Origin of the sequence: Paenarthrobacter sp. 22069, assembly GCF_052046035.1 — a bacterium.
In the GTDB taxonomy this organism is placed as follows: Bacteria; Actinomycetota; Actinomycetes; order Actinomycetales; family Micrococcaceae; genus Arthrobacter.
Genome location: NZ_JBQEQF010000010.1, coordinates 79,551 through 106,150 on the forward strand (window position 1 = coordinate 79,551; position 26,600 = coordinate 106,150).

Consider the following 26,600-nt stretch of genomic DNA (forward strand, 5'->3'; position numbering starts at 1 on the left):
TTGATGGATAAACTACCGGAGGCCGGGATGTGGGGGGCCTCAGGAAAGGGACAGTCATTGGGGGCTGTCCCTTTGCTGCATCCGGAACCAGGGCCCAGGCGGGAACTGTCAAAACCGGGGCTGGATGAACCTACCGTGGGCGGTTATCCCGGTAGTAGGGTCGGAAAACACATCCTTCAGGAGCACAGCCAGGAGCACCGCCATGAAGAAACTCATCAACGATCCCAAATCCGTTGTCCAGGAAGCGGTCCAGGGCTTTGGCTTGGCGTATTCCGGCTTGGTCAACGTCAGCGAGGACCCCATCTACGTCACACGCAAGGACGCGCCGGTGGCCGGCAAGGTGGGCCTGGTTTCCGGCGGCGGCAGCGGCCATGAGCCCCTGCACGCCGGCTACGTGGGGCAGGGGATGCTCGACGCCGCCGTGCCGGGGGCGGTGTTCACCTCGCCTACGCCGGACCAGATCCTTCCGGCCACCCTGGCAGTCAACTCAGGTGCCGGCGTCGTGCATATCGTCAAGAACTACACCGGCGACGTCCTGAACTTCGAGACTGCGGCCGAACTCGCCGAGGCCGAAGGCGTCAGCGTCCGTACCGTGCTGGTCAATGACGACGTGGCGGTGGAGGACTCGCTTTACACGGCCGGCCGCCGCGGAGTGGGCGGCACTGTCCTGGTGGAGAAGATCGCCGGTGCCGCCGCCGAGCGCGGCGACGACCTGGATGCCGTGGCCGCCATGGGCGAACGGGTTAATGCCAATGTCAGGACCATGGGCGTTGCGCTCTCGGCCTGCACTGTTCCGCATGCGGGCACTCCCAGCTTTGACCTGGCCGAGGACGAGATCGAGATCGGCATCGGCATCCACGGTGAGCCGGGCAGGCACAAAATCCCCATGGAAAACGCCGACAGCATCACGAACCGCCTGCTGGAACCGGTCCTGGCCGACCTGAAAATCAGCTCCGGCGACAAAGTGCTCCTGTTCGTCAACGGCATGGGCGGCACCCCGCTCAGCGAGCTCTACATCGTGTACCGGCGGGCCGTGCAGGTGCTTGCCGATGCCGGCGCCACGGTGGAACGGTCCCTGGTGGGCAACTACATCACCGCGCTGGAGATGCAGGGCTGTTCCATCTCGGTCCTGCGGCTCGACGACGAACTCACGGAACTGTGGGACGCGCCCGTCCACACCGCCGCCCTGCGCTGGGGCGTGTGACTGTGGCACTGGATGTGAACTGGGCCGTGAAATGGCTGACGCTGTGCGCGCAGGCCATGGCCGAACACCGTGTTGAACTCATTGAACTGGACCGCGCCATCGGCGACTCGGACCACGGCGAGAACATGGACCGGGGCTTCCAGGCTGTGCTCGCCAAGCTCGGCGAGGCCGAGCCGGAGACGCCCGGTGCCGCACTGAAGATGACGGCCATGACGCTGATGTCCAAGGTGGGCGGCGCCGCCGGCCCCCTCTACGGAACGGCATTCCTTCGCGCCGCCACCGCCCTTGGTGATTCCGCTGAGATTGATGCAGCGGCGTGGGCCGGAGCGCTGGCGGCTGCCCGGGACGGAATCGTAGCGCGCGGGAAGGCCGAGCCCGGCGACAAGACCATGGTGGATGCCTGGGCGCCGGCGGTCGATGCGGCCCGGGCCGCCGCCGACGGTGGCAACGGCGATGTCTTTGGTGTCCTGGTGGCGGCTGCAGAAGCCGCCGAGGCCGGGGCAGTGTCAACCGATCCGATGGTGGCGCGGAAAGGCAGGGCCAGCTACCTTGGCGAACGCAGCGCCGGCCACCGGGACCCGGGCGCCGCGTCCAGCGCGCTGATCCTGCGTGCGGCCGTTGGGGCGGCTGCGTGACGGTAAGCATCGTGGTGGTGTCCCACAGCGAAAAGATTGCCGACGGCGCCGTCGAGCTGGCCGCCCAAATGGCACCCGACGTCGTCATCCTGCCCGCCGGCGGCACCGACGACGGCAGGATCGGCACCAGCCTCGAGAAGGTCCTCGGCGCCCTTGAGCAGGCCAGGGCCAAAGCCGGGGACCAGTCCGGAGGCCAGGCTGGCCATCAGTCCGGCGGCCGGCGCAGTGCCGCCGGCGGTCCGGACGGCACCGTGGTCCTTACCGACCTGGGGTCGGCCGTGATGACAGCGGAATCGGCGCTCGAATTCCTGGAGAACCCGGGAGGCGTCCTGATCGCCGACGCCCCGTTGGTGGAAGGCCTGGTGGCCGCCGCGGTGGCCGCCCAGGGCGGAGCGGACGTACAGGCGGTCCGGCGGGCGGCTGAAGGCGTGCGCTCGCCGGCGGCCCAGCCCGGACCGGACGGACAGGGGCCGGGGCCGGAGCCGGTCAGCAGCGCGCCGCCCGACTGCACCGGCGACTTCGAGCTGGTCAACCAGGCCGGGATGCACGCCAGGCCAGCCGCCAAGGTGGCAGGCGGTCTGGCCTCGCTTGACGCCGAAGTGACCATCAACGGCGTGGACGGCGCGTCCATGACGGGCCTGATGACGCTGGGCGCCGGCAAGGGGACGGTGCTGCACGTGGAGGCGTGGGGCGTGGACGCCGAACGGGCGGTGGAGTACGTGGGCGGCCTGGTGGAGGCCGGCTTCGGCGAGCCCTGACCCGGTGGGAGCCTGCTGCGAATAAGCTCGATGCCATGGAACGGCCGCAAGCAGACAACACACCGGAAATCGAAGTGCTGGACGGTCAAATTTCCGTGGAGGAACTGCTTGCCGAACTCGGCTTCGACTGGAGCGCCGAGCCCGTTTACGGCGCCGAGGCGGCCGGCGCAGCCGACGGCGAAACCTTCACCCAGCCCGCCCTGTTCTAGCCGCCGCCCCGAACCTTACCGGGACGCAGGCTGTTGGTGCAGCCCGGCGTCGTCCAGCACGACAGCCGCCGACAGGACCTTGCCGCACTGCTCACCGAACGGATACAGCGCTTTCGGGCGGAACTCCAGGGTGCGGACCGGAAGCGCGCCGCCATCCGCTGCCGTGCCGGAGGCGGTCACCGTTATGGGCGACTCGGTCAGGGCGGCCAGCATGAGGGTCCCCACCTTGGTGCCATCGGGCGAGGCAGTGGCCGAACAGGCGCCCTCGGGGCTGCATCCCTGATCGATGGAGGAGCTGCCCGGGCGCAGTTCGACGCCGCCCTCCGTGCAGGCCCCGTCCTGGCAGGCGCGGAGGTGCAGTGTCGCCACCCGGGGTGAGTACCCGGCGGTGACCGTCACGGCCACGGCGGTGGCCTGGGCAATCGCCGGACACGCGCTGCCGGCGGGCTCGCAGGCCGAGACGAGCGACGCGGTGGTCAGTAACGCCAGGAGCAGTCCGGGCTTGCGCATGCCTTCAGGCTACGTCCGCACCAGGCGCCCCAACCCGGGCCGGCCCCAATTGGCGGCAGCATCGTTATGCCGGAGGCCTAATCCACGGGGAAGATACCGATGAACCAGAACAGGGCGATGGCGAAGACGGCGAAAAACGCGATGAGGCAGCCCATTGCGGTGCGCGGCTCCGATGAAACCTGGAGTGATTCCCCGGGGTTTGCGGGGTTGTACGCCACCTCGATCAGGGAGCCAGGCATGGGCTGTTCCACGGTGGAGACCTCCGACTTGCCCATGAACAGGGTGCCCTGCGGATCCACGAACTGGTAGGTGGGGTAGTAGCGGAGGTTGCGGTTGGCGCCGCCCACGCCGCTGGTCCACCCGGTGGCGCTGCCGGTGACCGTGGCCTGGGCTTTGGGCCAGGCGGACATGAGCCGCTCCTGGCGCCTGGTCCTGCGGGCGGCGTAGAGCAGCGAAAAGATCGCGGCGGCAACGAACAGCGCCCACACGATGTAGAGGATGGTTCTCATGGCTTCCCCCGGTTCCAGTCACCAAGAAGTATGCCATCCGCCCGCACCGCAACGGATCAAGCCGGGAGCCGGTAACCGCCGTCGTGCAGTTCCGCCAGCCCGTCGGCCAGCAGCCCCGCCAGCGCCCGTTCCAGCTGCTCCGGGGCGGAATTGAGCCGGTGCAGCGCGGCGAGGGGAACCCCGATTCCTTCCGGGGCGTAGCCGAGATCGGCGGGTTCGCGCTGGAACATGTCCGGTGGCACGGGTGCATCCGCAAGCCGCAGTACGGCCAGCACGGCGCCGCGGACCTGGCGGTCGGTGCCGTGCCACGCCTGGCCCTTGGGGACGTACGACGGCGGCGGCTCGCCTGCCGCACGCCAGGCACAGGAGTCCTTCACCGGGCAGGCAGCGCACTTGGGCGCCCGGGCCGTGCACACCAGCGCCCCCAGCTCCATGACCGCAGCGTTCCAGCGCACCGAGGTGTCGTCGTCGTCCGGCAACAGGGCGGCGGCCAGGCGCATCTCCGCCGCCGTCAGCGCCGGGGCGGGAAGCGCGACGCCGGACACAAGCCGGGCGTGGACCCTGCGGATGTTGGTGTCCACCACCGTCTCCCGGCGGCCGTACGCGAACGCAGCCACCGCCGCGGCCGTGTAGCTGCCCACACCGGGCAGGGCCAACAGCTCCGGGTAGGTGTCCGGTACCTTGCCGCCGTGGTCCTGCACAATTGCCGTTGCCGCGGCGTGCAGCCGCAGCGCCCGGCGCGGGTAGCCAAGCCTGCCCCATGAACGGACTGCTTCGCCTGCCGGTTCCCCGGCCAGGGCGGCGGGGGAGGGCCAGCGCTTGAGCCATTCGTGCCAGACGGGGAGCACCCGGACCACAGGGGTCTGCTGCAGCATGATCTCGCTGACCAGCACGCCCCAGGCGGAGCAGGCAGGCTCGCGCCAGGGCAGGTCGCGGGCAATGCCGGCGAACCAGGAGGTGATCTGCTGGTGGAGCAGCTCCAGGCTGGCGGGGCCCACGGCAAGGTCCGGGGTGGGAGAGGTTTGAGTGTCGATGCCAACACTGTAATGGATGCCTTCCGGCGGGCTGCAAACCGGCTGTGACCAGAGTGACGGGGGTCCGGCGGCGTGGTGGCAAGGCAGAACAGGCAGTGTTCCCTAGCCTAGGAGGATGGGCAGGCAAGGCAATTCACCAGCACGCGGCACGGCATCGGGTTCCAGCAGCGTCCGGAAGCCGAGCGCCGCCGTGTACCGCCGCCGGAGGCTGGTGGCCGGCGGTGCGCTGCTTCTGGTGATCGCGCTGGTGATCAGCGGATTCGCCCTGGCGGGGGCCTTCAAGGGCGGTTCGCAGCAGGCGTCCTCCACCCAGCCGTCTTCCACCGATCCGGCCACCTCCCAGGCTTCCCCGTCTGCTGCCGCCACCCCCTCGGCGTCCGCGTCGGCAACCCCGTCCGCCACGCCGTCGCCCACTGCCTCCGCCACCCCTGCCTGCAACCAGAACCTGGTGACCGTATCGGCGTCCACGGACAAGCCCGCCTACGGCCCGGGGGAAAACCCGCTGCTCACCCTGAAGGTGACCAACGGCGGCACGGTTCCCTGTGAGGTCAACATCGGGACCTCGCAGATGGAGTTCCTGGTGACCAGCGGATCGGACCGCATCTTCTCGTCCAAGGACTGCCAGGCGTCCAGCGAGGACCTGGTCAAGGTCATCGCGCCCGGCGCCGGCGAAACGGCCAACTTCCCGTGGAGCCGGAACCGCAGTGCCGACGGGTGCAAGGCGGTGGCCGCAGCTCCGGGCGGCGGCGGGGCCTACTACATCTTCACCGCGAAGCTGGGTTCGCGCGCCAGCCCCAAGGCCGTCTTCCAGTTGAACTGAGCTGCTGCTTCATCGATTGCTGCCTAATTGTCGTTTTCAGGCTTCATAACGACAACTACGGAGCACTCGATGAGCGGTGTCCCACGCATGAGGACTTTAGAGGAAGCGGTCCAGGAGGCTTGCCTCGGCCATCCGGCTCAGGCCTTCACGCACGGTGCGGGCGCGCTGGTCACCGATGCCGTCAACCGTCATGAGGTCATCGATGGTGGCCGCCATGAGGAACTGCAGGCCGCCGAAGTGGTCCACCAAGCGGTCGGCCACGGCCTTGGGGACAGCCTTCAGGCCGGACAGCAGCCGGTAGCCGCGGGGCTGGACGACGGCATCGAGATTGGCCTCACCGCCTGCGAACCCTACGATCGCGGAAATCCTTCCGAGATCGATCAACTCGGTCGGACCGAGGCTGACCAGCTCATTGACGGCCCTGTCGATGTCTTCAGCGGAAGCATTGGGGCTGGCGTAATCGCGGATGATCACGTCGCTGCCCGGACCCCGGCCCACCGTGAGCTCATCCAGCTGGAGGGAAAGGAGCCGGCCGTCTTCGCCCAGTTCCAGGACGTACTGCGAGATCTCCTCGGAAATGCGGCGGACCATCTCCTGCCGCTGGAGGGTGACGGCCACGTCCCGCACCGTCACCATGGCCTCGATTTCCAGCGCGGACAGCGAACTGGTGACCTGGTCCAGGCGGGCCACGTAGCGCTCAAGGGTGGCCAGGGCCTGGTTGGCGCGGGCCAGGACGTTCTCCGAGCCTTCCAGGACGTGCCGCAGGCCATTCACGTAGAGGGCAATGATCTGCATGGACTGGCTCACGGAGATGACGGGGACGCCGGTCTGCTTGGCCACCCGTTCCGCCGTGCGGTGGCGGGTGCCCGACTCTTGGGTCTCGATGCTGGAGTCCGGAACCAGCTGGACGGCGGCGCGCAGGATGTTGCCGGCGTCCCTGTCGCAGATGATGGCGCCGTCCATCTTGGCCAGCTCCCGCAGCCTGGTGGGCGAGAACTCGATGCCGATGTCGAATCCGCCGGAGCAGATGGAATCGATGGTGCGGTCGGAGCCCAGGACGATCAGTGCGCCGGTGCGGCCGCGCAGGATCCGTTCCAGGCCGTCGCGAAGGGGCGTTCCGGGTGCCACCCTGCCCAGAGTGGCCCTCAGCGATTCTTCGGGGCTCCGCGCCATAGGTGTTTCCCTTCAAAGGTGCGGACTCCCACCCGCAGGAATGCCGGCGTCCGCAGTTGGCCGGCAGGATCAAAAAGTGCTGTGATTCCCGCAAGCTCCATGATAGGGGCAAGAAACGCAACTTCCGCACGGGCAAGCCCCAAAGTGCCCCATTAGGGGGTGCGCGGAAGGGCCGGAAAAATGCCCGCCGGCCACTTGGGCCCGGTAGCCACTTTTGGTCCGTTGTGCCATGGCTCCGCTGTTGGTCAGGCGGGCCGGCCCAGGGGCGTGAGCGTTTTGGTGCTGCCGTCCCAGAGCCGCGCCGCCGTGCAACGGCCGTCCAAGCGCAGGTTCAGCAGGTCCATGGCTGCGCCCAGCTGGTCCCCGCGGATCCGGCGCGAGATGGTCACGTGCGGGGTCCAGGCTCCCGGGGCCGTCATGGGCAGGGCGCCTGAGAGGGCCCCGTGCAGGTCGCGGTGCAGGTCCAGGAGGGGTGCAGCCAGGAGGACTGCCCTGGCGAGGACGTACCTTCCGGTGCCTGCCGGGAAGACAACCGCTCCGGACAGTGCGATGTCCATGGGCAGCCGGTGCCAGGGCCCATCGCCACCTACCTGCAGTTCCGGGCCGGCGGCGAGCGTGACGTGCGGGGCGTTGCTGGGGGAGGTGTGCGCTGCCAGGCTGGGAAGGCCCGCGGCCTCCAGCCGGGCCCAGTCGTCCCTGACCAGGGAATCCGTAAGGCTGTCAAAGACCAACTCGATGCTGCGCATGGAAACATCATGCCGGTCTCCGGTCCCGGGCCCGCGGTGCTTGGGCGGCACCTGCATGCCGGGTGGCTGGTGCCGCCGCCCCGCCGTCGTGCATCAGCGCTTCCGTTCCCGGAGCATCCGTTCCAGGTCCCGGCTGAGCTTCGAAAGGGATGCGGCGCGGAGCGCATTATGCTCTGCCGGCGTTTGCATCCCGCGCTTCCGGGACGGGCCGGACGGGTCCGCCTGCTCGTGCGCTGGCCCCTTTGCCTCTGCTGTGCCGCTGCCCGTGCCGGAACCCAGGTTGGTGGCCAGCGGGTCGAAAAAGAGGTTCCCGGAGAAGGTGGCGCCATGCATCATGCGCCCAAGCTAACGCCATGGCATTTCGCGGCCTTGAACGTCCGGTTTCGCCCACGTTAAGCGCCACCCGGCCGGTTTGCGGCCCTGCGATAAACTTGTACTTTGGCCGTTTGCCAATTGCATTCCCCGCCCTTGAGTCGCAGCGCAGTATCCGACAGGCCCCTGGGCAGCCACAAACCGCAGCGAAGGTAGCACCGTGTCCCAAGATGTCCTGACCCCCGCCCGGATCTCCGAGATTCACAAGGAAGCGGGCCGCCGCAGGACTTTTGCCGTCATCTCCCACCCGGACGCCGGAAAGTCCACCCTCACCGAGGCGCTGGCCCTGCACGCGAAAGTCATCGGCACCGCCGGCGCGTCCAGCGGCAAGGCCAACCGCAAGGAAACGGTCTCCGACTGGATGCAGATGGAAAAGGACCGCGGCATCTCCATCAGCTCCGCCGCCCTCCAGTTCTCCTACCGCGACACCGTCATCAATCTCCTGGACACCCCCGGGCACGCGGACTTCTCCGAGGACACCTACCGGGTGCTCGCCGCCGTGGACTGCGCCGTGATGCTGGTGGACGCCGCCAAGGGCCTGGAAACCCAGACCATGAAGCTCTTTGAGGTCTGCAAGCAGCGGAACCTGCCCATCATCACCGTCATCAACAAGTGGGACCGGCCCGGCCTGGATGCGCTGGCACTGATGGACGAAATCACCGAACGCACCGGCCTCCAACCCATGCCGCTGACCTGGGCCGTGGGCATCTCCGGTGACTTCCGGGGCGTCTGGGACCTGCGCAATGACCGCTTCGCCCGGTTCCAGCGCAACAACGCCGGCGCCCAGATCGCCATCACTGAATACTTCACCCCGGAGGAAGCCGCGGAAGATCAGGGCAGCAACTGGTCCGACGCCGTTGACGAAGCGGGGCTGGTGGTCGAGTCCAACCTTGAGTTCGACGTCGACGCCTTCCACGCAGGCAAGGCCACCCCCATCCTGTTCAGCTCCGCCGCCCTGAACTTCGGCGTCAAGGAACTGCTGGACGCACTGGTGGACTTCGCCCCGCCCGCAGCCCCCCGGCCGGACATCGACGGCAACCCCCGCCCCGTGGAATCGCCGTTCTCCGGCTTCGTGTTCAAGGTCCAGGCCGGCATGAACAAGGCACACCGCGACCACGTGGCCTTCATCCGCGTCTGCTCCGGCGTCTTCGAACGTGGCATGGTGGTCACGCAGACCCGCACCGGAAAGTCGTTTGCCACCAAGTACGCCCAGCAGGTGTTCGGCCGCGAACGCGAAGTCATCGACGAGGCCTATCCGGGCGATGTGGTGGGCCTGGTCAACGCGTCGTCCCTGCGCGTGGGCGACAGCCTGTTCCTCGAAAACCCGGTGGAGTACCCGGCCATCCCGCTGTTCGCCCCCGAGCACTTCCAGGTTGCCCGGTCCAAGGATCCCAGCAAGTTCAAGCAGTTCCGCCGCGGCATCGAGCAGCTCGAACACGAGGGCGTCATCCAGCTGCTCCGCTCCGACCTCCGCGGTGACCAGGCGCCGGTGCTTGCCGCCGTCGGGCCCATGCAGTTCGAAGTGGTGGAGGACCGGATGGCGCACGACTTCAGCGCGCCCATGCGCCTGGAACGCCTACCGTACTCGCTGGCCCGGATTTCGACGGCGGATGCCATGCCCGCGCTGGCCAACGTGCCCGGCGCTGAGGTGCTGCTGCGGTCCGACGGCGAGTACCTCGCCCTGTTCAACGACGTGTGGGCGCTGCGGCGGATCGAGAAAAACCACCCCGACCTCACGCTCGTGCCCATCGGCACGCACAACCCCGCAAAGTAGGGCTTTTATGGCTGGCATCGAATCCCGCGCACTGGTCACCGGCGCCGGCACAATCAACCCCCTGGGTTCCACAGTCAAGGAAACCTGGGAGGCACTGCTTGACGGGCGTTCCGGTATCGGGGCGCTCGAGGATGACTGGGCGGCGCAGCTGCCGGTCAGGATCGCGGGGCAGGTCACGGCAGAGCTTTCGCAGCACCTCAGCACGCGCGAGATGAAGCGGATGGACCGGTGCGGCCAGCTGGCGCTGGTTGCGGCCCGCGAAGCCTGGGCGCAGGCCGGACGCCCGGAGGTTGATCCCGAACGCTTCGCCGTGGTGATCGGCTCGGCCTACGGCGGCCTCGGTTCCACCCTCGAGCAGGACCGGGCGCTCGCCGCATCAGGCCCCCGCAAGGTCTCGCCGCACACCCTCACCCGGCTCATGGTCAACGGCCCTGCCGCGTGGGTGTCCATCGACCTCGGCGCCCGCGGCGGCGCCCGGACGCCTGTCAGCGCCTGCGCATCCGGGGCTGAGGCCATTGTCCAGGCAGCCGAGATGATCCGCTCCGGTGCAGCCGACGTCGTGATTGCCGGCGGTGTGGATGCCTCCGTAAACGATCTGGTGATCAGCGGCTTTTCGCAGATCCGTGCCCTGTCCACCTACCCTGGTGAGCCGCAGCGGGCATCGCGGCCGTTCGACGGCGCCCGTGACGGATTCGTGCTTGCCGAAGGCGCCGCCGTGGTGGTGCTGGAGAGCGAGGAGCACGCCCGCGCCCGGGGCGCCGCCGTGCTCGGCGCGGTGGCCGGGGGTGCAGTGACGTCCGACGCGAACGACATTGTGGCCGCCGACCCCGCGATGCAGCGACGGGTCATGCAGAAGGCGCTGGACTCGGCCGGGATGCAGCCCGCGGACATCGGGTTCGTCCACGCGCATGCCACCTCCACCCCCGTGGGCGACCGGCTGGAAGGGCAGGCCATCAACGCCGTCTTCGGCGCGGCTGTCCCCGTCACCTCCACGAAGGGGCACACCGGGCACCTGCTGGGCGGGGCCGGCGCGCTGGCCGCCGTCGTGGTCCTTGAAGCCCTGCGCGAAGGAAAAGTGCCCGCGACGCTGAACGTGGAGGAACTGGACCCCGACGTGGACCTCAACGTCATCACCGAAGGCACCCACCAGCTGCCCCCGGAGTCTGCCCCGGCAGGGCTGGTGAATGCCTTCGGTTTTGGCGGCCACAGCGTGGCCCTGGTGATTACGGGCGCCTGACTACCGCCAGAACGCCGGAAGGGGGCCGGGGACGCCGTACCGTTCCGGCGTCCCGGCCCCGTTCCGGCGATTTCGAGGACCCGGCTCGTCAGGCGCGGCTGGGAACCGCCGCCCCGGAGGCGTCCGCTGCGTTCCCGGCCGGTTCCGCGGTGCGGCGCTCCCTCAGGAAGTAGACCAGTCCGGCAGCCGCTGCGGACGCTGCGGCCAGGGCGAACAGCCCGGGAATTACGCTGCCTGTCTGTTCCTTGATGATGCCGAAGCCGAAGGGTGCCACGAAGCCGCCCAGGTTGCCCAGCGAGTTGATGATGGCGATGGCGGGGGCCAGGACCAGCGGGTGCAGGCCGGACTGGGGGATGGTCCAGAACAGCGGAGATGCGCTCTTGAAACCCATGGCGGCGATGGCCAGGAACACCAGCGCCAGCACCGGGGATGCCACGGCAGCAGCGTACGTGCCGGCCGCGGCCACCAGGAGCGCAACCACCAGCAGGGGCTTCCTGGACTTGGCCTTGTCCTGCCACTTCGCGGCGAAGTACATGGCGACGACGGCACAGATCCAGGGGATGGAGGACAGGAAGCCGGCGGAGAGGTCCGTGGTCCCCGGAATCCGCTTGACGATGCTGGGAAGCCAGAACGTGTTGGCGTAGATGGACAGCTGGATGGCGAAGTAGATACCGCACAGAAGCAGGATCTGCGGGTTCAGGAGCATCTTCCAGCGGTTGACCTTCCCGGTGTCCGCCGTGGGGTGCTGTTCATCCTCGGCGCTGATCGCCTGGGCCAGGGCGGCTTTTTCGGCCGGGGACAGCCACCTGGCGTCCTGGATCCTGGCGTCGAGCAGGAAGAAGACCACGATGCCCACCAGCACGGAGGCAATGCCTTCGAAACCGAACAGCCATTGCCAGCCGTGCAGGCCCAAAGCGCCCTGAAGGCTCAGGAGCATCCCGGCGACCGGCCCGGAGATGGCGGCCGCCACGGAGGAGCCGGCGATGAAGACAGCGGTCGCCTTGCCCCGCTGGCCTGCCGGAACCCAGCGCGCGAAGTAGAAGATCACGGCCGGGAAGAATCCGGCCTCTGCAGCGCCCAGGAGGAACCGCAGGATGTAGAACATGGTTTCGTTCTGCACGAACGCCATGAGGAAGGAAACGATGCCCCAGCTGACCATGATCCTGGTCAACCAGATTTTCGCGCCGTACTTTTCCATCATTACGTTGCTGGGCAGTTCGAAGATCGCATACGCGATGAAGAACAGGCCGGCACCGAAACCGTATGCTGCGGCGCCGATGCCGACGTCCGCCTGGAGGTGGTCCTGGGCGTAACCGATGTTGGAGCGGTTCAGTTGGTTGCAGACCAGCATGACCAGCATGACCGGGAGCACGCGCTTGAAAAACTTCCTGGTGGCGGATGCCAGGTCCAGGACGGCGTTGTCCACAGGCTTCATTGAGTGTTTCCTTTGGGTGGGGACTGGCAAGGCCGGGGCCTCGGAGAAATTACCGGACAGCTGCCGGGGAAGGCCGCGGCAGCTGTCCGTGACGGAACGCTGGTTATCTGACCAGGCAGGGCCGCTTGGGGTCGAAGGCCCAGCCGTCGATGTAGTACTGCATTCCGATGCTGTCGTCGCGGGCGTCCAGGCCGTGCTCCAGGTACAGCTGGTGGGCTTTGTCCAGGGCGTTGCGGTCCAGTTCGATGCCGAGCCCGGGTTTGTTGGGAACCTCGATGGCACCGTCCCTGATCTGCAGCGGCTCCGTGGTGAGGCCCTGGCCGTCCTGCCAGATCCAGTGCGTGTCAAGGGCAGTGATTTCACCCGGGGCGGCTGCACCGGTGTGCGTGAACATGGCCAGCGAGATGTCGAAGTGGTTGTTCGAGTGCGATCCCCAGGTCAGGCCGAATTCGTTGCACAGCTGCGCCACCCGGACCGAGCCGTGCATGGTCCAGAAGTGCGGGTCCGCCAGCGGGATGTCGACGGCGTTGCTCCGGACCGCGTGGGACATTTCGCGCCAGTCGGTGGCGATCATGTTGGTGGCGGTCTTCAGGCCGGTGGCACGCCGGAATTCGGCCATGACTTCACGGCCGGAGAAGCGGCCTTCGGCACCGCAGGGGTCCTCGGCGTACGCCACGACGCCCTGCATCCGCTTGCCCAGCCGGATTGCCTCCTCGAGGAGCCAGCCGCCGTTCGGGTCCAGCGTGACGCGGGCGTCCGGAAACCGCTTGGCCAGGGCGGTGACGACGTCCACTTCGTCGTCGCCTGACAGCACGCCGCCCTTGAGCTTGAAGTCGCTGAATCCGTAGCGTTCCTGGGCGGCTTCGGCGAGGGCGACGACGGCTTCCGGAGTCATGGCCTCCTGGCGGCGGAGCTTCTCCCAGCGGTCCGACGGGTTGTCTTCCACGAGGTAGGGCAGGTCTGTGCGCTTGTGGTCGCCGACGAAGAACAGGTACCCGAGCATCGGCACCGAGGTCCGCTGCTGCCCGTCACCCAGCAGTTCCGCCACTGGGACACCCAGGAACTGTCCGTGCAGGTCCAGCAGGGCGGATTCGACGGCGGTCACGGCGTGTACCGCGGTGCGCAGGTCGAAGGTCTGGAGCCCGCGGCCTCCGGCATCGCGGTCCGCGAATGCCGCCGCAACCTCGCGCAGCAGGGACCGGTAGCGCGCCACCGGCTTGCCCTTGAGCAGCGCGCCGGCCTCCTCAATGGTGGTGCGGATCTTCTCACCGCCGGGAACTTCACCCAGGCCGGTCCGGCCCTCGGAGTCGGTGATGATGACGATGTTGCGGGTGAAGAAAGGACCGTGCGCGCCGCTGAGGTTCATCAGCATGCTGTCGTGCCCGGCGACCGGCACCACCTCGATGCCCGCGATAAGGGGCTGAATGCTCATGCGCTGACTTCTGCTTTCTCGGCTGCGGGCATCACGTCGCCGTTGATGCGGCGGTTGAGGTGCCAGGGGTTGCTGTCCTGGAGGGGTTCGGGGAGGAGTTCCTGGGGAAGGTTCTGGTAGGCGACGGGGCGGAGGAAACGGTGGATGGCCAGGGTCCCGACGGAGGTGGTACGGGAGTCGGAGGTGGCGGGGAAGGGGCCGCCGTGGACCATGGCGTGGCCTACTTCCGCTCCTGTGGGCCAGCCGTTGACGATGATCCGGCCTACCTTTTGTTCCAGGACGGGGATGAGGGGTGCTGCCATCGCGTAGTCGGACTCTGTGAGCTGGAGGGATGCGGTGAGCTGGCCTTCCATCCGGGTGGCGGCCTGGAGGAGGTCCTCGGTGTTGTTGTACTGGATGACCAGGGACGCGGCGCCGAAGATTTCCCCGTGCAGGACGTGGTTGTTCAGGAACTGCTGGATGCCGGTGCCGAAGATGGTGGGGGCGGGGGCGTTGCGGGTGGGGCCGGGGGTGCCCTGGCCAATCAGTTCGACGCCGGCCGCTGAGCCGAGTGCCTCGGTTCCGGTGTTCCAGGAGCTGGCGATGCCTTCGGTGAGCATGGTCTGTCCGGAGCAGGCGGCAGTGGCGCGTGCGACGGCGGTGGCGAGTTTGTCGCCCAGCTCGCCGGCGGGGGCGAACAGCAGGCCCGGTGAGGTGCAGAGCTGGCCGGAGCTTGCGGTGACGGAAGCGACGTACTGCTGGGCGATGGCGTCAATGCTTTCGGTGCCGCCGGTGAGGGCGCCGTCGAAGACGAAGACGGGGTTCAGGGAGGACATTTCGGCATAGACAGGGATGGGTTCGGGGCGGGCGGCGGCAGTCTTCATCAGGGCGATGCCGGCGGATTGGGAACCGGTGAAGCCGACGGCCTTAATGGCGGGATCGGCCACGAGTGCCTGGCCGATGCTCGCGCCGGGGCCGTAGATCAGGGAGAACACGCCGGGGTGCAGGCCTGCGTCCCTGACGGCCTTGGTCACGGCCTGGCCCACGAGTTCGCTGGTGCCGGGGTGGGCGTTGTGGGCCTTGAAGACCACGGGGCAGCCGGCGGCGAGGGCGGATGCGGTGTCTCCTCCCGCCGTCGAAAAGGCCAGCGGGAAGTTGCTGGCGCCGAACACCGCCACCGGGCCGAGCGGGATCTGGCGCTGGCGGATGTCCGCGCGGGGCAGCGGGGTGCGGTCGGGAAGGGCGGGATCGATCCGGACGCCGCGGAAGTCGCCTTGGCGGACCACGCCGGCGAAGAGGCGCAGCTGGCCGGTGGTGCGGGCGCGTTCGCCCTGCAACCGTGCGGCAGGAAGACCCGTTTCCTGTTCGGCGCGGGTGATCAGTTCCTCACCGATGGCGTCGATGTTGTCGGCGATGGCCTCCAGGAACGCGGCGTGGGTCTCCGGGTCAAGAGTGCTGAAGGACGCAAAAGCATCCTTCGCTGCTGCGGTCGCGGCCTGGAGCTGCTCCCCGGTGAGCAGGGTGTACGCGGGCTCGAGGGCCTCGTTGGTGGCGGGATTGAACCCGAAAGTGGTTTTGCCTGCGCCGGCAACCGTCCGGCCGGCGATGAGTGAATGTCCGGTAAGGGTCATGGGTTCCTCCTGTGGTTGGAGTGGTGCGGTCTGTGGTGACGGCTAGGAAACGGTGGCGATCAAGGCCTTCAGGTCCGCGAAGTCCTGCGGGGCCAGGTTCTGCAACGGAGGCCGGACGGGTCCCGCGGACCGGCCAATGGCCTCCAGCCCGCCCTTGACGATGGACACGGAATAGCCCTTCACGCGGTCACGGATGTCCAGGTAGGGAATGACGAAGTCATTGAGCTTCTTGTTCACGGCGGCGCGGTCATTGTTGCGGACGTCCTGGTAGAAGTCCAGCGCGAACTGCGGAACGAAGTTGTACATGGCGCTGGAGTACGTGCTCATCCCCAGCTGCAGCAGCGGCAGCGCGAAGGTCTCGGCGGTGGGCAGGCCGCCAAGGTAGAACAGCCGGTCGCCGAGCTTGGCGTAGACGCGGGCGTCGTGTTCCAGGTCGCCCACGCCGTCCTTGAACCCGATCAGGTTTTCGTGCCGCTCCGCGAGGGTTGCCACTGTGGTGTCTTTGTAGATGGCGTTGGCCCGGTTGTAGATGATAACGCCCAGCGAGGTGGCTTTGCAGACCGCGCTGACGTGCTCCACCAGGCCGTCCTGGTCGGCTTCGGTCAGGTACGGGGGCAGGAGGAGGATACCTTCAGCACCTGCAGCCTCCGCGGCCTGGGCGTTTGCGATGGCCTGGGCGGTGGACCCGCCCGCCGATGCCAGGACAGGTACCCGGCTCCCCACTTCCTCGACGGCGGTGCGCACCACGTGCTCCGATTCGGCCGGCGTGAGTGAGAAGCCTTCGCCGGTGCCGCCGGCGGCAAACAGGCCGGCAACCGGGAAGCTCGCCTGCCACGCCAGGTGCTTGCGGTAGTTCTCTTCATCGAACTGCAGGTTCGCGTCGAAAGAGGTCACGGGGAAGGACAGCAGGCCTTCCTTGAGCGTGTCCGCGAGTTCCTGGGGGGTGTACTTAGCCACGGTGTGGTCCTTCGGTAGGTGCGCCGCGCGGCGGCAGGCTGATGGTTCCTCTCCAGAGTAGGAGGGACCCTGATGCCTGTCTAAGTGCATTTTTGTATGTATTGATACCTTCCCGGCATCAAGGTTCGCGCGGATTCGAGGCTACTCCATGGCGAACTCCAGGTCCCTTAGGAGGCGGGAAAGGGCAGGGTTGGTGACGCGGCGGTTCCACAGGGCATGGAGTTCGACCTGCTCGCTGTCGCCGCCCTCGAGTGGCAGGAATTCCACTCCGCGGATGCCCAGCATGGTGGCCGAGTGCGGCACGAATGCCAGGCCCCGGTTGGCGGCAACCAGCGACACCATGGTGAGGATCTGGCTGACCGTATGCACAACATTGGCGTGCCGGATGGGCAGCATGCGCACCACCAGGTCATAGAAGTAACGGGCCTGCGTGGGGGAGTGCATGATCAGGGGCTCCTCGCTGAAATCGTCAGCGGTGATGTTCCGTCCCAAGCCCGTGAGGGGATGGCCTTCGGGGACGGCCAGCATTATCGACTCCCTGTAGAGCAGGTGTGAGTCGAAGGTGTCCGTGTCGAACGGGGGGCGGGCCAGCCCCAGGTCCAGTTCGCCGGTCAGCAGACCTGCCAGCTGTTCGCCGGTGACAAGTTCCTGCAGCTCGATGTCCACATCCGGAATGATGCCCGAAAGTTCGCCCAGCAGCGGGCCCAGGATGCTGAAGCCGCTGGCTGCGGTGAATCCGATCCGCAGCACGCCCGACTTGCCGGACGCGATCCGGCGTGCTGTCACCGGGGCCCTTTCGGCGAGGGCCATCAGCCTGCGGGCCTCATCCAGGAAGGTCCGGCCGGCGGACGTCAGCTCCACCTTCCGGTTGTCACGCTCCAGCAGCTCGGCCCCCACGATCTTTTCCAGCTTTTGTATCTGCCGGCTGAGTGGTGGCTGCGTCATATTGAGCCGTTCCGCTGCCCGGCCGAAATGCAGTTCCTCGGCAACGGCAATGAAGCCGGCCAGCTGGTCGAAAGTAAACATGATGCCTTCCGGGTATCAAATGATGCAGATAAGGGCTTAGACAGGCATCATAGCGGCTCCCTACACTCGACAAAGCGAAGCGGGGTGACCCCCTTCACGGCTGTTCCGGGCGCCCCAGCCCGCACTTGCACTTGCCCTAGGAGTTCCAATGATGCACTTCCCGTCACGCCGCGCCGTCCTCGGAACGGCGTCCCTCTTCGCCCTGTTGGCACTGACCGCCTGCGGCGGCAATGTTGCCGGCGGAGCCGCGGCCGGCAACACCTCCACATACCCGTCCGGCCCCGTCACAATGACAGTAGGCCAGGCCGCCGGCGGCAGCACCGACCTCATTGCCCGGGCACTCGCCGACGGAGCGGCCAAGACCCTGGGTGCCCCGATGCCGGTGGTGAACAAGCCTGGAGCCAATGGTGCGCTGGCCACGAAGGAAGTTTCGGGCAAGCCGGCCGACGGCCAGGAACTGGTCCTCCTCACCGCTTCGCTGATCACCATCACGCCCCTGGCCGTCAGCAAGGACGAGGCCGTCAACCTGGATGACCTCGATATCATCACCGGCCTCTCCCAGGACGACTACGTCCTCGTGGCCAGCCAGGGCTCCGGTTTCAAGAGCTTCAAGGATGTCACCGCAGCCGGCCGCAACGTCACCTTCGGCACCACGGGCGTGGGCACCGGCAGCCAGCTCGCCCAGACAGTGCTGTTCAAGCAAGCCAACGTGCAGGGCACCGATGTCCCGTTTGACAGCGGCAAGCCGGCCCTGACCGCGGTGCTGGGCAACCAGGTGGAGCTGGCCACGGTCCAGCTGGGCGAGGCTATGGCCCAGATCCAGGCCGGGAAGGTGGCGCCGCTGCTGGTCTTCTCCGAAGAGCGCAACAGCTTCCTGCCGGATGTCCCGTCCGCAAAGGAAGCGGGCTATGACGTGCCGGTGGCGCAGTACCGTGCGGTCGCGGCCCCGAAGGGTACGCCCCAGGAGGTCAAGGATAAGCTGGCCGCCGCCTTCAAGGGCACCTTCAGCTCCGATGCCTACAAGGAGTTCAACAAGAAGAACCTCCTGACCCCCAAGGAGATTTCCGGCGAGGAAGTGGTCACCCAGTGGAAGGACTACGCCGCGAAGTACAAGTCCCTGGTGGAGAAGTACGGCATCAGCCTCAGCGGGAACAAGTAACGGCCATGGAGACTACTCCAGCAGTCGCTGCCGGAAGGAACGGGAGCACAACCCGGCATCAGGATGGGGACGCATTGCCCGGCCCGGACGAAGAACTTCCGGAAGCCCTGACCCCCGAAGAGCTCGCCGCGCAGTGGGAGGAGGAAAAGCCTCCGGCTGCCGGACCGATGGCCAACGCCGCCTCCTCCCTGGTGGTACTTGCCATCGGGATCGGTGCCCTCACATTGTCAGTTGCCATGGGCCTGGGCACTCCGGAAAAGCCCGAGCCCGGGCTGTGGCCCTTCCTGACCAGCTGCGTCATGGTGGCCCTGGCCATCTTCCAGCTGGTATGGGGCCGGCATAACCGGGATGCGGAGAAATTCACCCGGATGTCGCTCTCCCCATTTATCGGCCTGGCCACGCTTGCCGCCATGGTGGCACTGATGCCCGTGATCGGTTTCGAGATCCCGTCCCTCCTCCTGTGCATCGTCTGGATGAAATTCCTGGGCAGCGAAACCTGGCGCTCGGCCCTCCTGGTCAGCGCAATCGTCGTCGCCGCGTTTTACGGGATCTTTGTCCTGGCGCTCGGCACCTCCATCCCCCACCTCTTCTAGGAGACCACCGTGGATTTCCTCAATCCTGTGATCAACGGTTTTTCGGTCGTCCTGGAACCGATGAACCTGCTGTACTGCCTGATCGGCGTCGTGATCGGCATGCTGATCGGCGTGCTGCCCGGGCTTGGACCCGCAGCCACCATCGCCATCCTGCTGCCCCTGACCTACAGCGTGGAACCCGTCACGGCGATCATCATGCTGGCCGGCATCTTCTACGGTGCCCAGTACGGCGGCACCATCACCTCCGTACTGCTGCGGCTGCCCGGTGAGGCATCGTCGGTGGTCACCGTCTTTGACGGGTACCAGATGGCCAGGCAGGGCAAGGCGGGGACCGCCCTCGGCCTGGCAGCCATCGGCTCCTTCATAGGCGGAACCGCAGCAATCATTGGCCTGACCTTTCTGGCCCCCGTGGTGGCCGGCTTTGCCCTCGACTTCGGACCGGCCGAATACTCCGCCCTGGCCATGCTGGGCATCCTGCTGGTGGCGACCATCAGCGGAGGTTCCAAGGCCAAGGCACTCATCGCGGCCGCCGTCGGACTCCTGCTCGCAACCGTGGGACGCGACGTCTTCACCGGTGAAAGCCGTTTCACGTTCGGCAGCCTGCAGCTGGCCGACGGCATCGACTTCGTGCCCATCGCCATGGGGCTCTTCGGCCTGGGCGAGATCCTCTACAACCTGGAGGAGCGGCACCGCGCCGCCAAGGCGCCGTCGAAAGTCTCCAACGTCTGGCCCTCCCGGTCCGATCTAAAGCATGCCTCCGGCGCCATCACCCGCGGATCCGTTCTCGGCTTCTTCCTGGGCATCCTGCCCGGCGGCGGTGCCACCATCGCGTCCATGGCCTCCTACGCAATGGAAAAGAAGCGGGCCAAGCAGCCGGAGCGCTTCGGCAAGGGAGCTCCGGAGGGCGTGGCCGGGCCGGAAACAGCGAACAACGCGGCGGCGACGTCATCCTTCATTCCGCTGCTGACCCTCGGCATTCCGGCCAACGCCACCATGGCACTGATGTTCGGGGCGCTGCTGATCCAGGGCGTAACACCCGGCCCGCAGTTGGTGGAGCAGAACCCCGACCTCTTCTGGGGCGTGGTCAACTCCATGTACATCGGCAACATCCTGCTGCTGATCATGAGCCTGCCCCTGGTGGGCATCTTCGTCCGGATCCTCCGGGTCCGCGCGGCCATCCTCGCACCGATCACCGCCCTGATCACGCTGCTGGGTGCCTGCACCATCAACAACAGCATGTTCGACGTCACGCTGGTGGTGTTCTTCGGCGTGCTGGGCTACCTGATGAAGAAGTTCGGCTTCGAGCCGGGGCCGCTGGTCCTGGCGTTCGTCCTCGGCGAGCTGCTGGAGAGTTCGCTGCGGCGCTCGCTGCTGGTCTTCGGCGGCGACCCTGCAGGGTTCTTCACCCGCCCCATCTCGGCAACACTGCTGGCGGTCTTTGTCCTCGTGGCTGTGCTGCCGGGCATCAGGAGCATGCTGGCCAGGCGTAAAGGCACGACGGCGGCAGCCGCCGCTGCCGGGAACAGCACCAACCAGAACATCAAGGAGAAGGTATGAGCATCATTGTAGGGTTCGTTCCCACCCCGGCCGGCGAGGCAGCCCTCGCCGCGGGAATTGCCGAAGCACAGCTCCGGCAGAAGGACCTATATATCGTGAACTCGGCCCGGCAAGGTGCGCCGGTGGACAAGTCGGTGGCGCCCGAGGATGTCCTCGCGCAGGCCGCGAAGCAGGCCGCCGACGCCGGCGTCACGGCCACCGTCATCCAGCCGCCTTACGAGCACGACCTCGCTGACGAGTTCCTGGATGTGGCGCGGGAGGTGGACGCCTCACTGATCGTGATCGGCCTCCGTCACCGGACCCAGGTGGGCAAGTTCATCCTCGGCAGCCACGCGCAGCAGATCCTCATGCAGGCGGACCGGCCTGTACTGGCGGTCAAGGCCGGGGCTGCCCGCTCCTAGGCCTCCCCGTCCTCAGCTCCAAAGCCGGACCCCGCCCCAAACCCGTCCCCGGCAACAAGCCTGTCCAGCGCATCGAGGATGGGCAGTTGCCCCTTGACGAGTTTGAGGCGGGCCTCCTGCCTGGGGAACCACCGCGCGTCGTCGATTTCGGGATAGTGCTGGATCCGGCCTGAACCCTTGGGCCATTCAAGCGGAAAGGTGTTGCTGCTGATCTCCTCCGGTGCGAAGTCCGCGTCTGCCGTGAAAACCGCAATGACTTTTCCGGAGGGTTGCCGGAATTCGCCAAGCAGCCGGTAGCCGGCCTCAGGGGCAGGCGTCCCCATCTCCTCGGCGAATTCCCGCAGCGCAGCCGCCAGGGGGTCCTCGCCATCGGCGTATTCGCCCTTGGGGATAGACCAGGCGTGCTGGTCCTTGCGGGCCCAGAAGGGGCCGCCCATGTGCGCTATCCAGACCTGCAGCCCGTCACGGGCGGCGGTGCCGGAAGCGGCATCCGGATCCCGGCGGTACAGCAGGATGCCGGCGCTTCGAATGGGCATTGATCCTCCCGCGGTGGTCCGCTTGCAGGCCATCGTCAAATTGCAGTCCGCCGTTAACGTGGAGTTCACGGCGCTGTTCTAGGTTATTCCCTCAGGCACTCTGCTCGAGAGGGATGGGACCACTCATGGCCAACATTGCTGAGGTTTTGGGACGGCTGACGCCGGAAGAAGTCGACGAGCTGCGCGGCCTTGGCCCGCAGGGCCACCTCCCGCGGCACTTGGTGGACGCCCTGGACCGCGCCGCCGGGGGAGCGGGTTCAGGCCGCGGCTATTACGTGGCAAACGGTAATGTGAACGCCACTGGCGGCCCGCTTCTGGTGCTGCGCAGCGACGTTTCGCGGTGGTTGGCAGGGGGCTGACCCCAGGCGCCCCGGTAGCGTCCCGCGGCTGAATCCGGCCTTTGCCGCCATCATTTACGGATGGGGGAGGACGAAGGTTGCCGTCGTGCCCCGGCCGGGTTCGCTGTCCAGGCTGATGGAACCGCCGTGGCCTTCCACGATCGTCTTGCTGACCGGAAGTCCCAGTCCAGCGCCGGGGATAGCCGTTTCACGGGAGCGGGCCGACCGGAAGAACTTGGTGAAGGCCTGTTCTTGTTCCTCCCAGCTCATGCCCATCCCCGTGTCGCTGATGGAACAGACCAATCCGGCTTCCGTACTGTGGGCGGTGGCAGTGATACGGCCGCCATGGGGCGAGAATTTGATGGCGTTCGACAGCAGGTTCCGGATGACCTGGCTGATCCTTGCCGGGTCAAGCCGGGCGGGAAGCGGCCGCTCCACGTCCAGCTTCAGTTCAAGCCCCGCGCCGGCCGCCTTGGGCAACACCGAGTCCACCGCCTCGGTGACAATCCGGGCGAGGTCCGTGTCTTCCGGGGACAGTTCCACGCGCTCGGACGCCACTGCAATGAGGTCGTTGACCAGGTTCAACAGGTGTTCGGCGTTCCGGCGGACCACGAGGAGTTCCTCCCGGATATCCTCATGTCCAGGCTCGTCCATGGCTAGTTCCAGGTAACCAAGAATGGACGTGAGCGGTGTCCTGAGTTCGTGCGACACGGTGCCAACGAAGTTGTCTTTCGCCGCGAGGGCCCCGATCAGCGAGGTCACGTCCACAAATGTAATGACCGCCCCGGCTTCCTGCCCGCCAGCGGCCGGGAAGCCATGCGAGCTCACGGAGTAGGCGCGCTGGCCGCCTTCGGGGCCCGCCCAGTACAGCTCGTCGGTGAACGCCTCCCCGTTGGCCGCGCGTACCGGCGGGGACATGACGGCCGGGACCCGGGTGGCACGGTCTGCTGCCAGGAGGTGGCCACGCCCGGGGCCCGGATTGGTGAGCCCGGCCAACGCGGCCTCGGCCTGCATGGCCCTGTTGGTCAGCACCGTCCTGCCGCGCCGGTCCACCACCCAAACACCGACTCCGACCGCTTTCAGCACGGCATCCAGAAGGCCCTGCCGGCGGACGCTTTCATCCAGGGCGCTGGCCAGGTCGTGCTCGTTTTCCACCAGCTTGATCCGCTGCCCCTGCAGGGTCCCGGATACCACGTGGGCAGTAACAGCGATAGCCGACATGACAAGGGGCAGGAAGATGGTGCGGATCATTGAAGCGCCGGTGGGCGGGCCGCCGATGGTGAAGGGCGGAACAAGAGTGCCGAGCACGGCTGCGAGTATGGCCAGGACGGGCATGTACGGGGCGCGTTGAGCCGCCAGCCAGACCACGGGAAACACCATCATGAGGCTCAGGACATTGAAGGCCGGGCCGCCGGCTTCCCGGGTGAACCCAACGGCGAGGCAGTCCAGCACCGGAATGACGACAAATGCATGTTCCGGCACCCGGTTCCACGGCACTGCCAGGCAGATGAGGAAGAGGGCCAGATGGGCCAGCAGGGCCAGAGCGAACAGGCTGTCACCAAACGCATCCGGGCTGAAGACGGCGGCAGCGGCAACCACCAGCCCGACGGTGATAGTCAGGGGAAGCTGGCTGACCACAACCCGCATGCGGCTCCCCAATCCGCCGTACAACCCGTCCAGCCGGTCGGGCACGACCGTAGCTGCCATCGGAAGGCGCGTCTGGCCTGACACGTGGCCCCTGCCAAAATGTTCCCGAATTACCAAATTGGCCCCCAGTGCCGAATTTGAGCAGGCCTCCCGCTGCAGGAAGGCTCTGCAAACACAGTACCCGCGACGGGCCCTTTGTCACGGTGGATGTCTACTGGCCACCAGCGTCCTAACCGATCAGCAGGCTCAGCGCTTCCGTGAGGTGCTCAACTTCGCGGACGGAAAATCCTGCGGGGACAGGACCCGGGCCGGTGTGGCTGGCAGGGACCACCGCGTGGGTGAATCCCAGGCGGTGGGCCTCCTGGATGCGCTGGTTGATGCCCGGCACCGGCCGGACCTCGCCTGCCAGGCCCACCTCGCCGAACGCGATCAGCCGGATTGGCAGGGGCTTGCGGGCTTTCGCCGACGCCACGGCGAGGGCCACCGCGAGGTCTGTTGCCGGTTCGCTGAGTTTCACCCCGCCGACGGTGGCGACGTAGGAATCGTCCTTGTGGAGCAGTGTCCCGGCGCGCTGCTGCAGAACGGCCAGCAGCATGGAAACGCGGGAACTGTCCAGGCCGCTGGTAGCGCGGCGCGGTTGTGAGTTGGGGCTTTCGGCGAGCAGTGACTGCACTTCCGCCAGCAGGGGGCGCCGCCCTTCCATGGTGACGGTGATGCAGGTGCCCGAGACCGGGTCCTTGGTGCGGCTGACGAACAGGCCGCTGGGATCGGCCAGGCCTTCGATGCCGTTCTCGTTGAGGTCGAAGCAGCCCACGTCATCGGTGGGGCCGTACCGGTTCTTCACGGCCCGGAGCATTCGCAGCCTCGAATGCCGCTCACCCTCGAACTGGCACACCACGTCCACCAGATGCTCCAGCAGGCGCGGCCCGGCGATGGAACCGTCCTTGGTCACGTGGCCCACCAGCAGGGTTGTCATGTTGCGCCGCTTGGCGGCGGCGATGATTGAGGCCGCCACTTCGCGCACCTGGGACACACCACCGGCGCTGCCGTCCACATCCGCGCTGCTGAGGGTCTGGACCGAGTCAACGATCAGCAGCCGTGGCTCGATCTTCTCCACCTGGCCCAGCGCCTGGCCCAGGTCCGTTTCCGCGGACAGGTACAGGGATTCGGCGACGGCGTCGATCCGCTCAGCACGAAGTTTCACCTGCGCGGCGGACTCCTCGCCGGTGACGTAGAGGACGTCCTGGGCGGTCCGGGCGAACTTCGCGGCGACGTCCAGCAGCAGCGTGGACTTGCCCACGCCTGGCTCGCCCGCCAGCAGGATGACGGCGCCGGGAATTAGCCCGCCGCCCAGCACCCGGTCCAGTTCGTCCACTCCGGTGGGGAGGAACGCGGCAGTGGTGGCGTCAACGTCCGCGATCCGCCGCGCCGGTTCAACCACTGTTGTAGCGGCCGTGGTCCGCGCCACCGCCGTGCCCGTTTCCTCAACGGTGCCCCACGCCTGGCACTCGCCGCAGCGGCCCACCCACTTAACGGTGGTCCAGCCGCATTCGGCGCATTTGTACGCGGGCGCCTTGGAAGCGCGGGAAGTCTTTGTTGCCATGCGTCCAACCCTAGTGGCGGGCACCGACACTACAGCGTCGGCAGAACATCCCGTGCCTCGGCGGCGTCCATGCCGGTGGCCTCGAGCAGGTCCACCATCAGCGGCCGGAACAGCATGACCACCGTTTCACCCTCCAGCCGCTGCACCTGCAGCAGCTTTGGATGCAGCCGTAGCGCAATCTCATTGAGGTCCCGGCGGGCCGTGCGCAGGTGGGCGCGCCGGACGCCGTCGTGCGTTTCCGCGAGCCCCAGCGACAGTTCGTCAATGGCGGCAGCGGTCTCCTGAAGCACCTCGGCGATGCTGTCCGTGGCCTCGTCCGACAACGCAGTGTGGTTGATGGCGCTGGTCAGACGCCGCGCGAAGACGCGGCTGTTCCTCAGCGCCAGGTCGATGAAGTCCAGCGACTGCTTCAGCCGGTCAAGCTCGTCGCGGTGCCTGCGGTAGGCAGGCGCCAGCGTGGCCACTTCGCCGGAGGCGCGGAGGGACTGGCGCATGGCATCCACCAGGGGCTGGCAGTTCCTGCCCCGGATGAGCGCATGCCATGCCTGCGTGGAGTCGCTGTTGACCAGGGCACCCGCGCATTCGCGCAGCACCTCGGCCAGCTCGTGCAGCAGTTTCTGGACGTCCCGGCGCGGCTCCCGGCGCGGATCCTTGGGCACCAGGATGGTCACCAGCAGGGCGCACATGCCGCCCACCACCGCATCGATGCTCCTGGTGAACGGGCCGCCGGACGGTGCCGGCAACAGCACCACCAGCAGCGACTGCAGGGCAAGCTGCGTGGTGAAGATGTTCCCGCTGTCCAGGAAGCGGGCCAGCAGGATGGAAAAGAGAAGCACGACGGCGGCCACCCAGATGTCGCCGCCCAGCCAGTGCAGGAGCAGGTCACCCACGGCAATGCCGATGGTGCAGCCAAGGCCGACCTCCATCACCCGCCGCAGCCGCGGCTCACGGGAAAACCCGAGCGCAATCAGCGACGAGGTGGCGGCGAACAGCGGGCCGGAATGGCCCAGGACATATTCCGCGAAGGCGTAGGCACCCACGGCGCAGACGGTCATCTGGATGGCGGGGACGAACGAGTTGCGGCTCCGGATCAGACCGGTCCGGACGCGGCTGCGCAGGAACCGCCTGGTTGCCGAGAGTCCTGCTTCGAATGCCATGGGTTCAAGTCTATTCAGTGGAGGCAGGGCGTTCGGGACAGGCCACTACGGCCGCACCTGTGATCCGCGCAATGGTGACCCGGCATATGTCAGCCAATATCCCGCCGTCGTTCATCCTCCGTTCACTTTGGACAGCCCATCCCGTTACCTGCGGCCCATAACTTACTG

General features: G+C 67.2%; 27 protein-coding genes. 12 read left to right on the forward strand and 15 right to left on the reverse strand.

Going from position 1 to position 26,600, the window contains the following annotated elements; translation table 11 throughout:
• The first annotated feature begins 202 nt into the window (after positions 1–202).
• The 4 genes from dhaK to ACTJK0_RS10075 are packed head-to-tail and all read left to right on the forward strand — an operon-like array spanning position 203 to position 2,806.
• A complete protein-coding gene (gene dhaK, locus ACTJK0_RS10060) occupies positions 203–1,204 on the forward strand; it encodes a dihydroxyacetone kinase subunit DhaK (protein ID WP_110542356.1) in 1,002 nt (333 codons plus the stop codon).
• A 2-nt stretch (positions 1,205–1,206) separates the two neighbouring features.
• Positions 1,207–1,839, forward strand: a complete 633-nt coding sequence (gene dhaL, locus ACTJK0_RS10065; protein WP_440745102.1) for a dihydroxyacetone kinase subunit DhaL — start codon at positions 1,207–1,209, stop codon at positions 1,837–1,839.
• Complete coding sequence (locus tag ACTJK0_RS10070; RefSeq protein ID WP_440745051.1) at positions 1,836–2,597, forward strand: HPr family phosphocarrier protein; 762 nt, start codon at positions 1,836–1,838, stop codon at positions 2,595–2,597. The genes dhaL and ACTJK0_RS10070 overlap by 4 nt, the downstream gene beginning before the upstream one ends.
• A gap of 35 nt (positions 2,598–2,632) precedes the next feature.
• On the forward strand, positions 2,633–2,806 hold the full coding sequence (locus ACTJK0_RS10075) for a hypothetical protein (RefSeq protein WP_440745052.1): 174 nt from the start codon (positions 2,633–2,635) through the stop codon (positions 2,804–2,806).
• Positions 2,807–2,821: 15 nt separating this feature from the next.
• Here the strand turns inward: ACTJK0_RS10075 and ACTJK0_RS10080 are convergent, their stop codons facing one another.
• The 3 genes from ACTJK0_RS10080 to ACTJK0_RS10090 all read right to left on the reverse strand — a co-directional run bounded on the left by ACTJK0_RS10080 (position 2,822) and on the right by ACTJK0_RS10090 (position 4,700).
• Positions 2,822–3,316 (reverse strand): hypothetical protein, encoded by a 495-nt coding sequence (locus tag ACTJK0_RS10080; protein WP_110542359.1) that lies wholly within the window; start codon positions 3,314–3,316, stop codon positions 2,822–2,824.
• A gap of 77 nt (positions 3,317–3,393) precedes the next feature.
• Complete coding sequence (locus ACTJK0_RS10085; protein ID WP_110542360.1) at positions 3,394–3,825, reverse strand: DUF3592 domain-containing protein; 432 nt, start codon at positions 3,823–3,825, stop codon at positions 3,394–3,396.
• Between the two features lie 56 nt (positions 3,826–3,881).
• A complete protein-coding gene (locus ACTJK0_RS10090) occupies positions 3,882–4,700 on the reverse strand; it encodes an A/G-specific adenine glycosylase (RefSeq protein ID WP_440745103.1) in 819 nt (272 codons plus the stop codon).
• 274 nt (positions 4,701–4,974) lie between these two features.
• Between ACTJK0_RS10090 and ACTJK0_RS10095 the strand changes: the two genes are divergently transcribed.
• On the forward strand, positions 4,975–5,679 hold the full coding sequence (locus tag ACTJK0_RS10095) for a hypothetical protein (RefSeq protein WP_440745053.1): 705 nt from the start codon (positions 4,975–4,977) through the stop codon (positions 5,677–5,679).
• 96 nt (positions 5,680–5,775) lie between these two features.
• Here ACTJK0_RS10095 and disA read toward each other — a convergent pair whose 3' ends face one another.
• From disA to ACTJK0_RS10110, 3 genes are all read right to left on the reverse strand, one after another.
• Complete coding sequence (disA, locus tag ACTJK0_RS10100) at positions 5,776–6,852, reverse strand: DNA integrity scanning diadenylate cyclase DisA (RefSeq protein ID WP_440745054.1); 1,077 nt, start codon at positions 6,850–6,852, stop codon at positions 5,776–5,778.
• A 245-nt stretch (positions 6,853–7,097) separates the two neighbouring features.
• Positions 7,098–7,598: a 2'-5' RNA ligase family protein gene (locus ACTJK0_RS10105; protein WP_440745055.1), complete on the reverse strand. Its 501-nt coding sequence runs from the start codon at positions 7,596–7,598 to the stop codon at positions 7,098–7,100.
• Positions 7,599–7,691: 93 nt separating this feature from the next.
• Positions 7,692–7,934, reverse strand: a complete 243-nt coding sequence (locus ACTJK0_RS10110; protein WP_440745056.1) for a hypothetical protein — start codon at positions 7,932–7,934, stop codon at positions 7,692–7,694.
• Between the two features lie 196 nt (positions 7,935–8,130).
• Between ACTJK0_RS10110 and ACTJK0_RS10115 the strand changes: the two genes are divergently transcribed.
• Complete coding sequence (locus ACTJK0_RS10115; RefSeq protein WP_440745057.1) at positions 8,131–9,744, forward strand: peptide chain release factor 3; 1,614 nt, start codon at positions 8,131–8,133, stop codon at positions 9,742–9,744.
• 7 nt (positions 9,745–9,751) lie between these two features.
• Positions 9,752–10,981, forward strand: coding sequence for a beta-ketoacyl-[acyl-carrier-protein] synthase family protein (locus tag ACTJK0_RS10120; protein ID WP_440745058.1), 1,230 nt, complete (start codon positions 9,752–9,754; stop codon positions 10,979–10,981).
• Between the two features lie 88 nt (positions 10,982–11,069).
• Here the strand turns inward: ACTJK0_RS10120 and ACTJK0_RS10125 are convergent, their stop codons facing one another.
• From ACTJK0_RS10125 to ACTJK0_RS10145, 5 genes are all read right to left on the reverse strand, one after another.
• Entirely contained in the window at positions 11,070–12,416 is a 1,347-nt protein-coding gene (locus ACTJK0_RS10125; protein WP_440745059.1) for an MFS transporter, read from the reverse strand.
• A 103-nt stretch (positions 12,417–12,519) separates the two neighbouring features.
• The gene (locus tag ACTJK0_RS10130; RefSeq protein WP_110542369.1) at positions 12,520–13,848 is read right to left on the reverse strand and encodes an enolase C-terminal domain-like protein; all 1,329 of its coding nucleotides are present in this window, start codon (positions 13,846–13,848) and stop codon (positions 12,520–12,522) included.
• Positions 13,845–15,458, reverse strand: a complete 1,614-nt coding sequence (locus tag ACTJK0_RS10135) for an aldehyde dehydrogenase (NADP(+)) (RefSeq protein ID WP_440745060.1) — start codon at positions 15,456–15,458, stop codon at positions 13,845–13,847. The genes ACTJK0_RS10130 and ACTJK0_RS10135 overlap by 4 nt, the downstream gene beginning before the upstream one ends.
• 42 nt (positions 15,459–15,500) lie before the next feature.
• Complete coding sequence (kdgD, locus tag ACTJK0_RS10140) at positions 15,501–16,415, reverse strand: 5-dehydro-4-deoxyglucarate dehydratase (RefSeq protein WP_110542371.1); 915 nt, start codon at positions 16,413–16,415, stop codon at positions 15,501–15,503.
• A gap of 141 nt (positions 16,416–16,556) precedes the next feature.
• Positions 16,557–17,441, reverse strand: a complete 885-nt coding sequence (locus tag ACTJK0_RS10145; protein ID WP_110542372.1) for a LysR family transcriptional regulator — start codon at positions 17,439–17,441, stop codon at positions 16,557–16,559.
• Positions 17,442–17,589: 148 nt separating this feature from the next.
• On the opposite strand from ACTJK0_RS10145, the gene ACTJK0_RS10150 reads away from it, so the two are divergent.
• From ACTJK0_RS10150 to ACTJK0_RS10165, 4 genes are read left to right on the forward strand one after another with little or no spacing between them, the layout of a single operon-like run.
• Positions 17,590–18,600 carry a tripartite tricarboxylate transporter substrate binding protein gene (locus ACTJK0_RS10150; protein ID WP_110542373.1) on the forward strand — a complete coding sequence of 337 codons (1,011 nt, stop codon included), beginning with the start codon at positions 17,590–17,592 and terminating at the stop codon, positions 18,598–18,600.
• 5 nt (positions 18,601–18,605) lie between these two features.
• Positions 18,606–19,193, forward strand: coding sequence for a tripartite tricarboxylate transporter TctB family protein (locus ACTJK0_RS10155; protein WP_440745061.1), 588 nt, complete (start codon positions 18,606–18,608; stop codon positions 19,191–19,193).
• Between the two features lie 9 nt (positions 19,194–19,202).
• Positions 19,203–20,750, forward strand: coding sequence for a tripartite tricarboxylate transporter permease (locus ACTJK0_RS10160; protein ID WP_440745062.1), 1,548 nt, complete (start codon positions 19,203–19,205; stop codon positions 20,748–20,750).
• Positions 20,747–21,151 carry a universal stress protein gene (locus ACTJK0_RS10165; protein ID WP_440745063.1) on the forward strand — a complete coding sequence of 135 codons (405 nt, stop codon included), beginning with the start codon at positions 20,747–20,749 and terminating at the stop codon, positions 21,149–21,151. Before ACTJK0_RS10160 ends, ACTJK0_RS10165 begins: the two co-directional genes overlap by 4 nt.
• On the opposite strand, the gene ACTJK0_RS10170 is transcribed toward ACTJK0_RS10165, so the two are convergent.
• The gene (locus tag ACTJK0_RS10170) at positions 21,148–21,687 is read right to left on the reverse strand and encodes an NUDIX domain-containing protein (protein WP_440745064.1); all 540 of its coding nucleotides are present in this window, start codon (positions 21,685–21,687) and stop codon (positions 21,148–21,150) included. The genes ACTJK0_RS10165 and ACTJK0_RS10170 overlap by 4 nt on opposite strands.
• A gap of 125 nt (positions 21,688–21,812) precedes the next feature.
• Between ACTJK0_RS10170 and ACTJK0_RS10175 the strand changes: the two genes are divergently transcribed.
• A complete protein-coding gene (locus tag ACTJK0_RS10175) occupies positions 21,813–22,046 on the forward strand; it encodes a hypothetical protein (RefSeq protein ID WP_110542378.1) in 234 nt (77 codons plus the stop codon).
• A 54-nt stretch (positions 22,047–22,100) separates the two neighbouring features.
• Here ACTJK0_RS10175 and ACTJK0_RS10180 read toward each other — a convergent pair whose 3' ends face one another.
• The 3 genes from ACTJK0_RS10180 to ACTJK0_RS10190 all read right to left on the reverse strand — a co-directional run bounded on the left by ACTJK0_RS10180 (position 22,101) and on the right by ACTJK0_RS10190 (position 26,432).
• Positions 22,101–23,756, reverse strand: coding sequence for a sensor histidine kinase (locus ACTJK0_RS10180; protein ID WP_440745065.1), 1,656 nt, complete (start codon positions 23,754–23,756; stop codon positions 22,101–22,103).
• Between the two features lie 145 nt (positions 23,757–23,901).
• Entirely contained in the window at positions 23,902–25,275 is a 1,374-nt protein-coding gene (gene radA, locus ACTJK0_RS10185) for a DNA repair protein RadA (protein ID WP_110542380.1), read from the reverse strand.
• Between the two features lie 29 nt (positions 25,276–25,304).
• Positions 25,305–26,432 (reverse strand): FUSC family protein, encoded by a 1,128-nt coding sequence (locus ACTJK0_RS10190; protein WP_440745066.1) that lies wholly within the window; start codon positions 26,430–26,432, stop codon positions 25,305–25,307.
• Positions 26,433–26,600 lie beyond the last annotated feature (168 nt).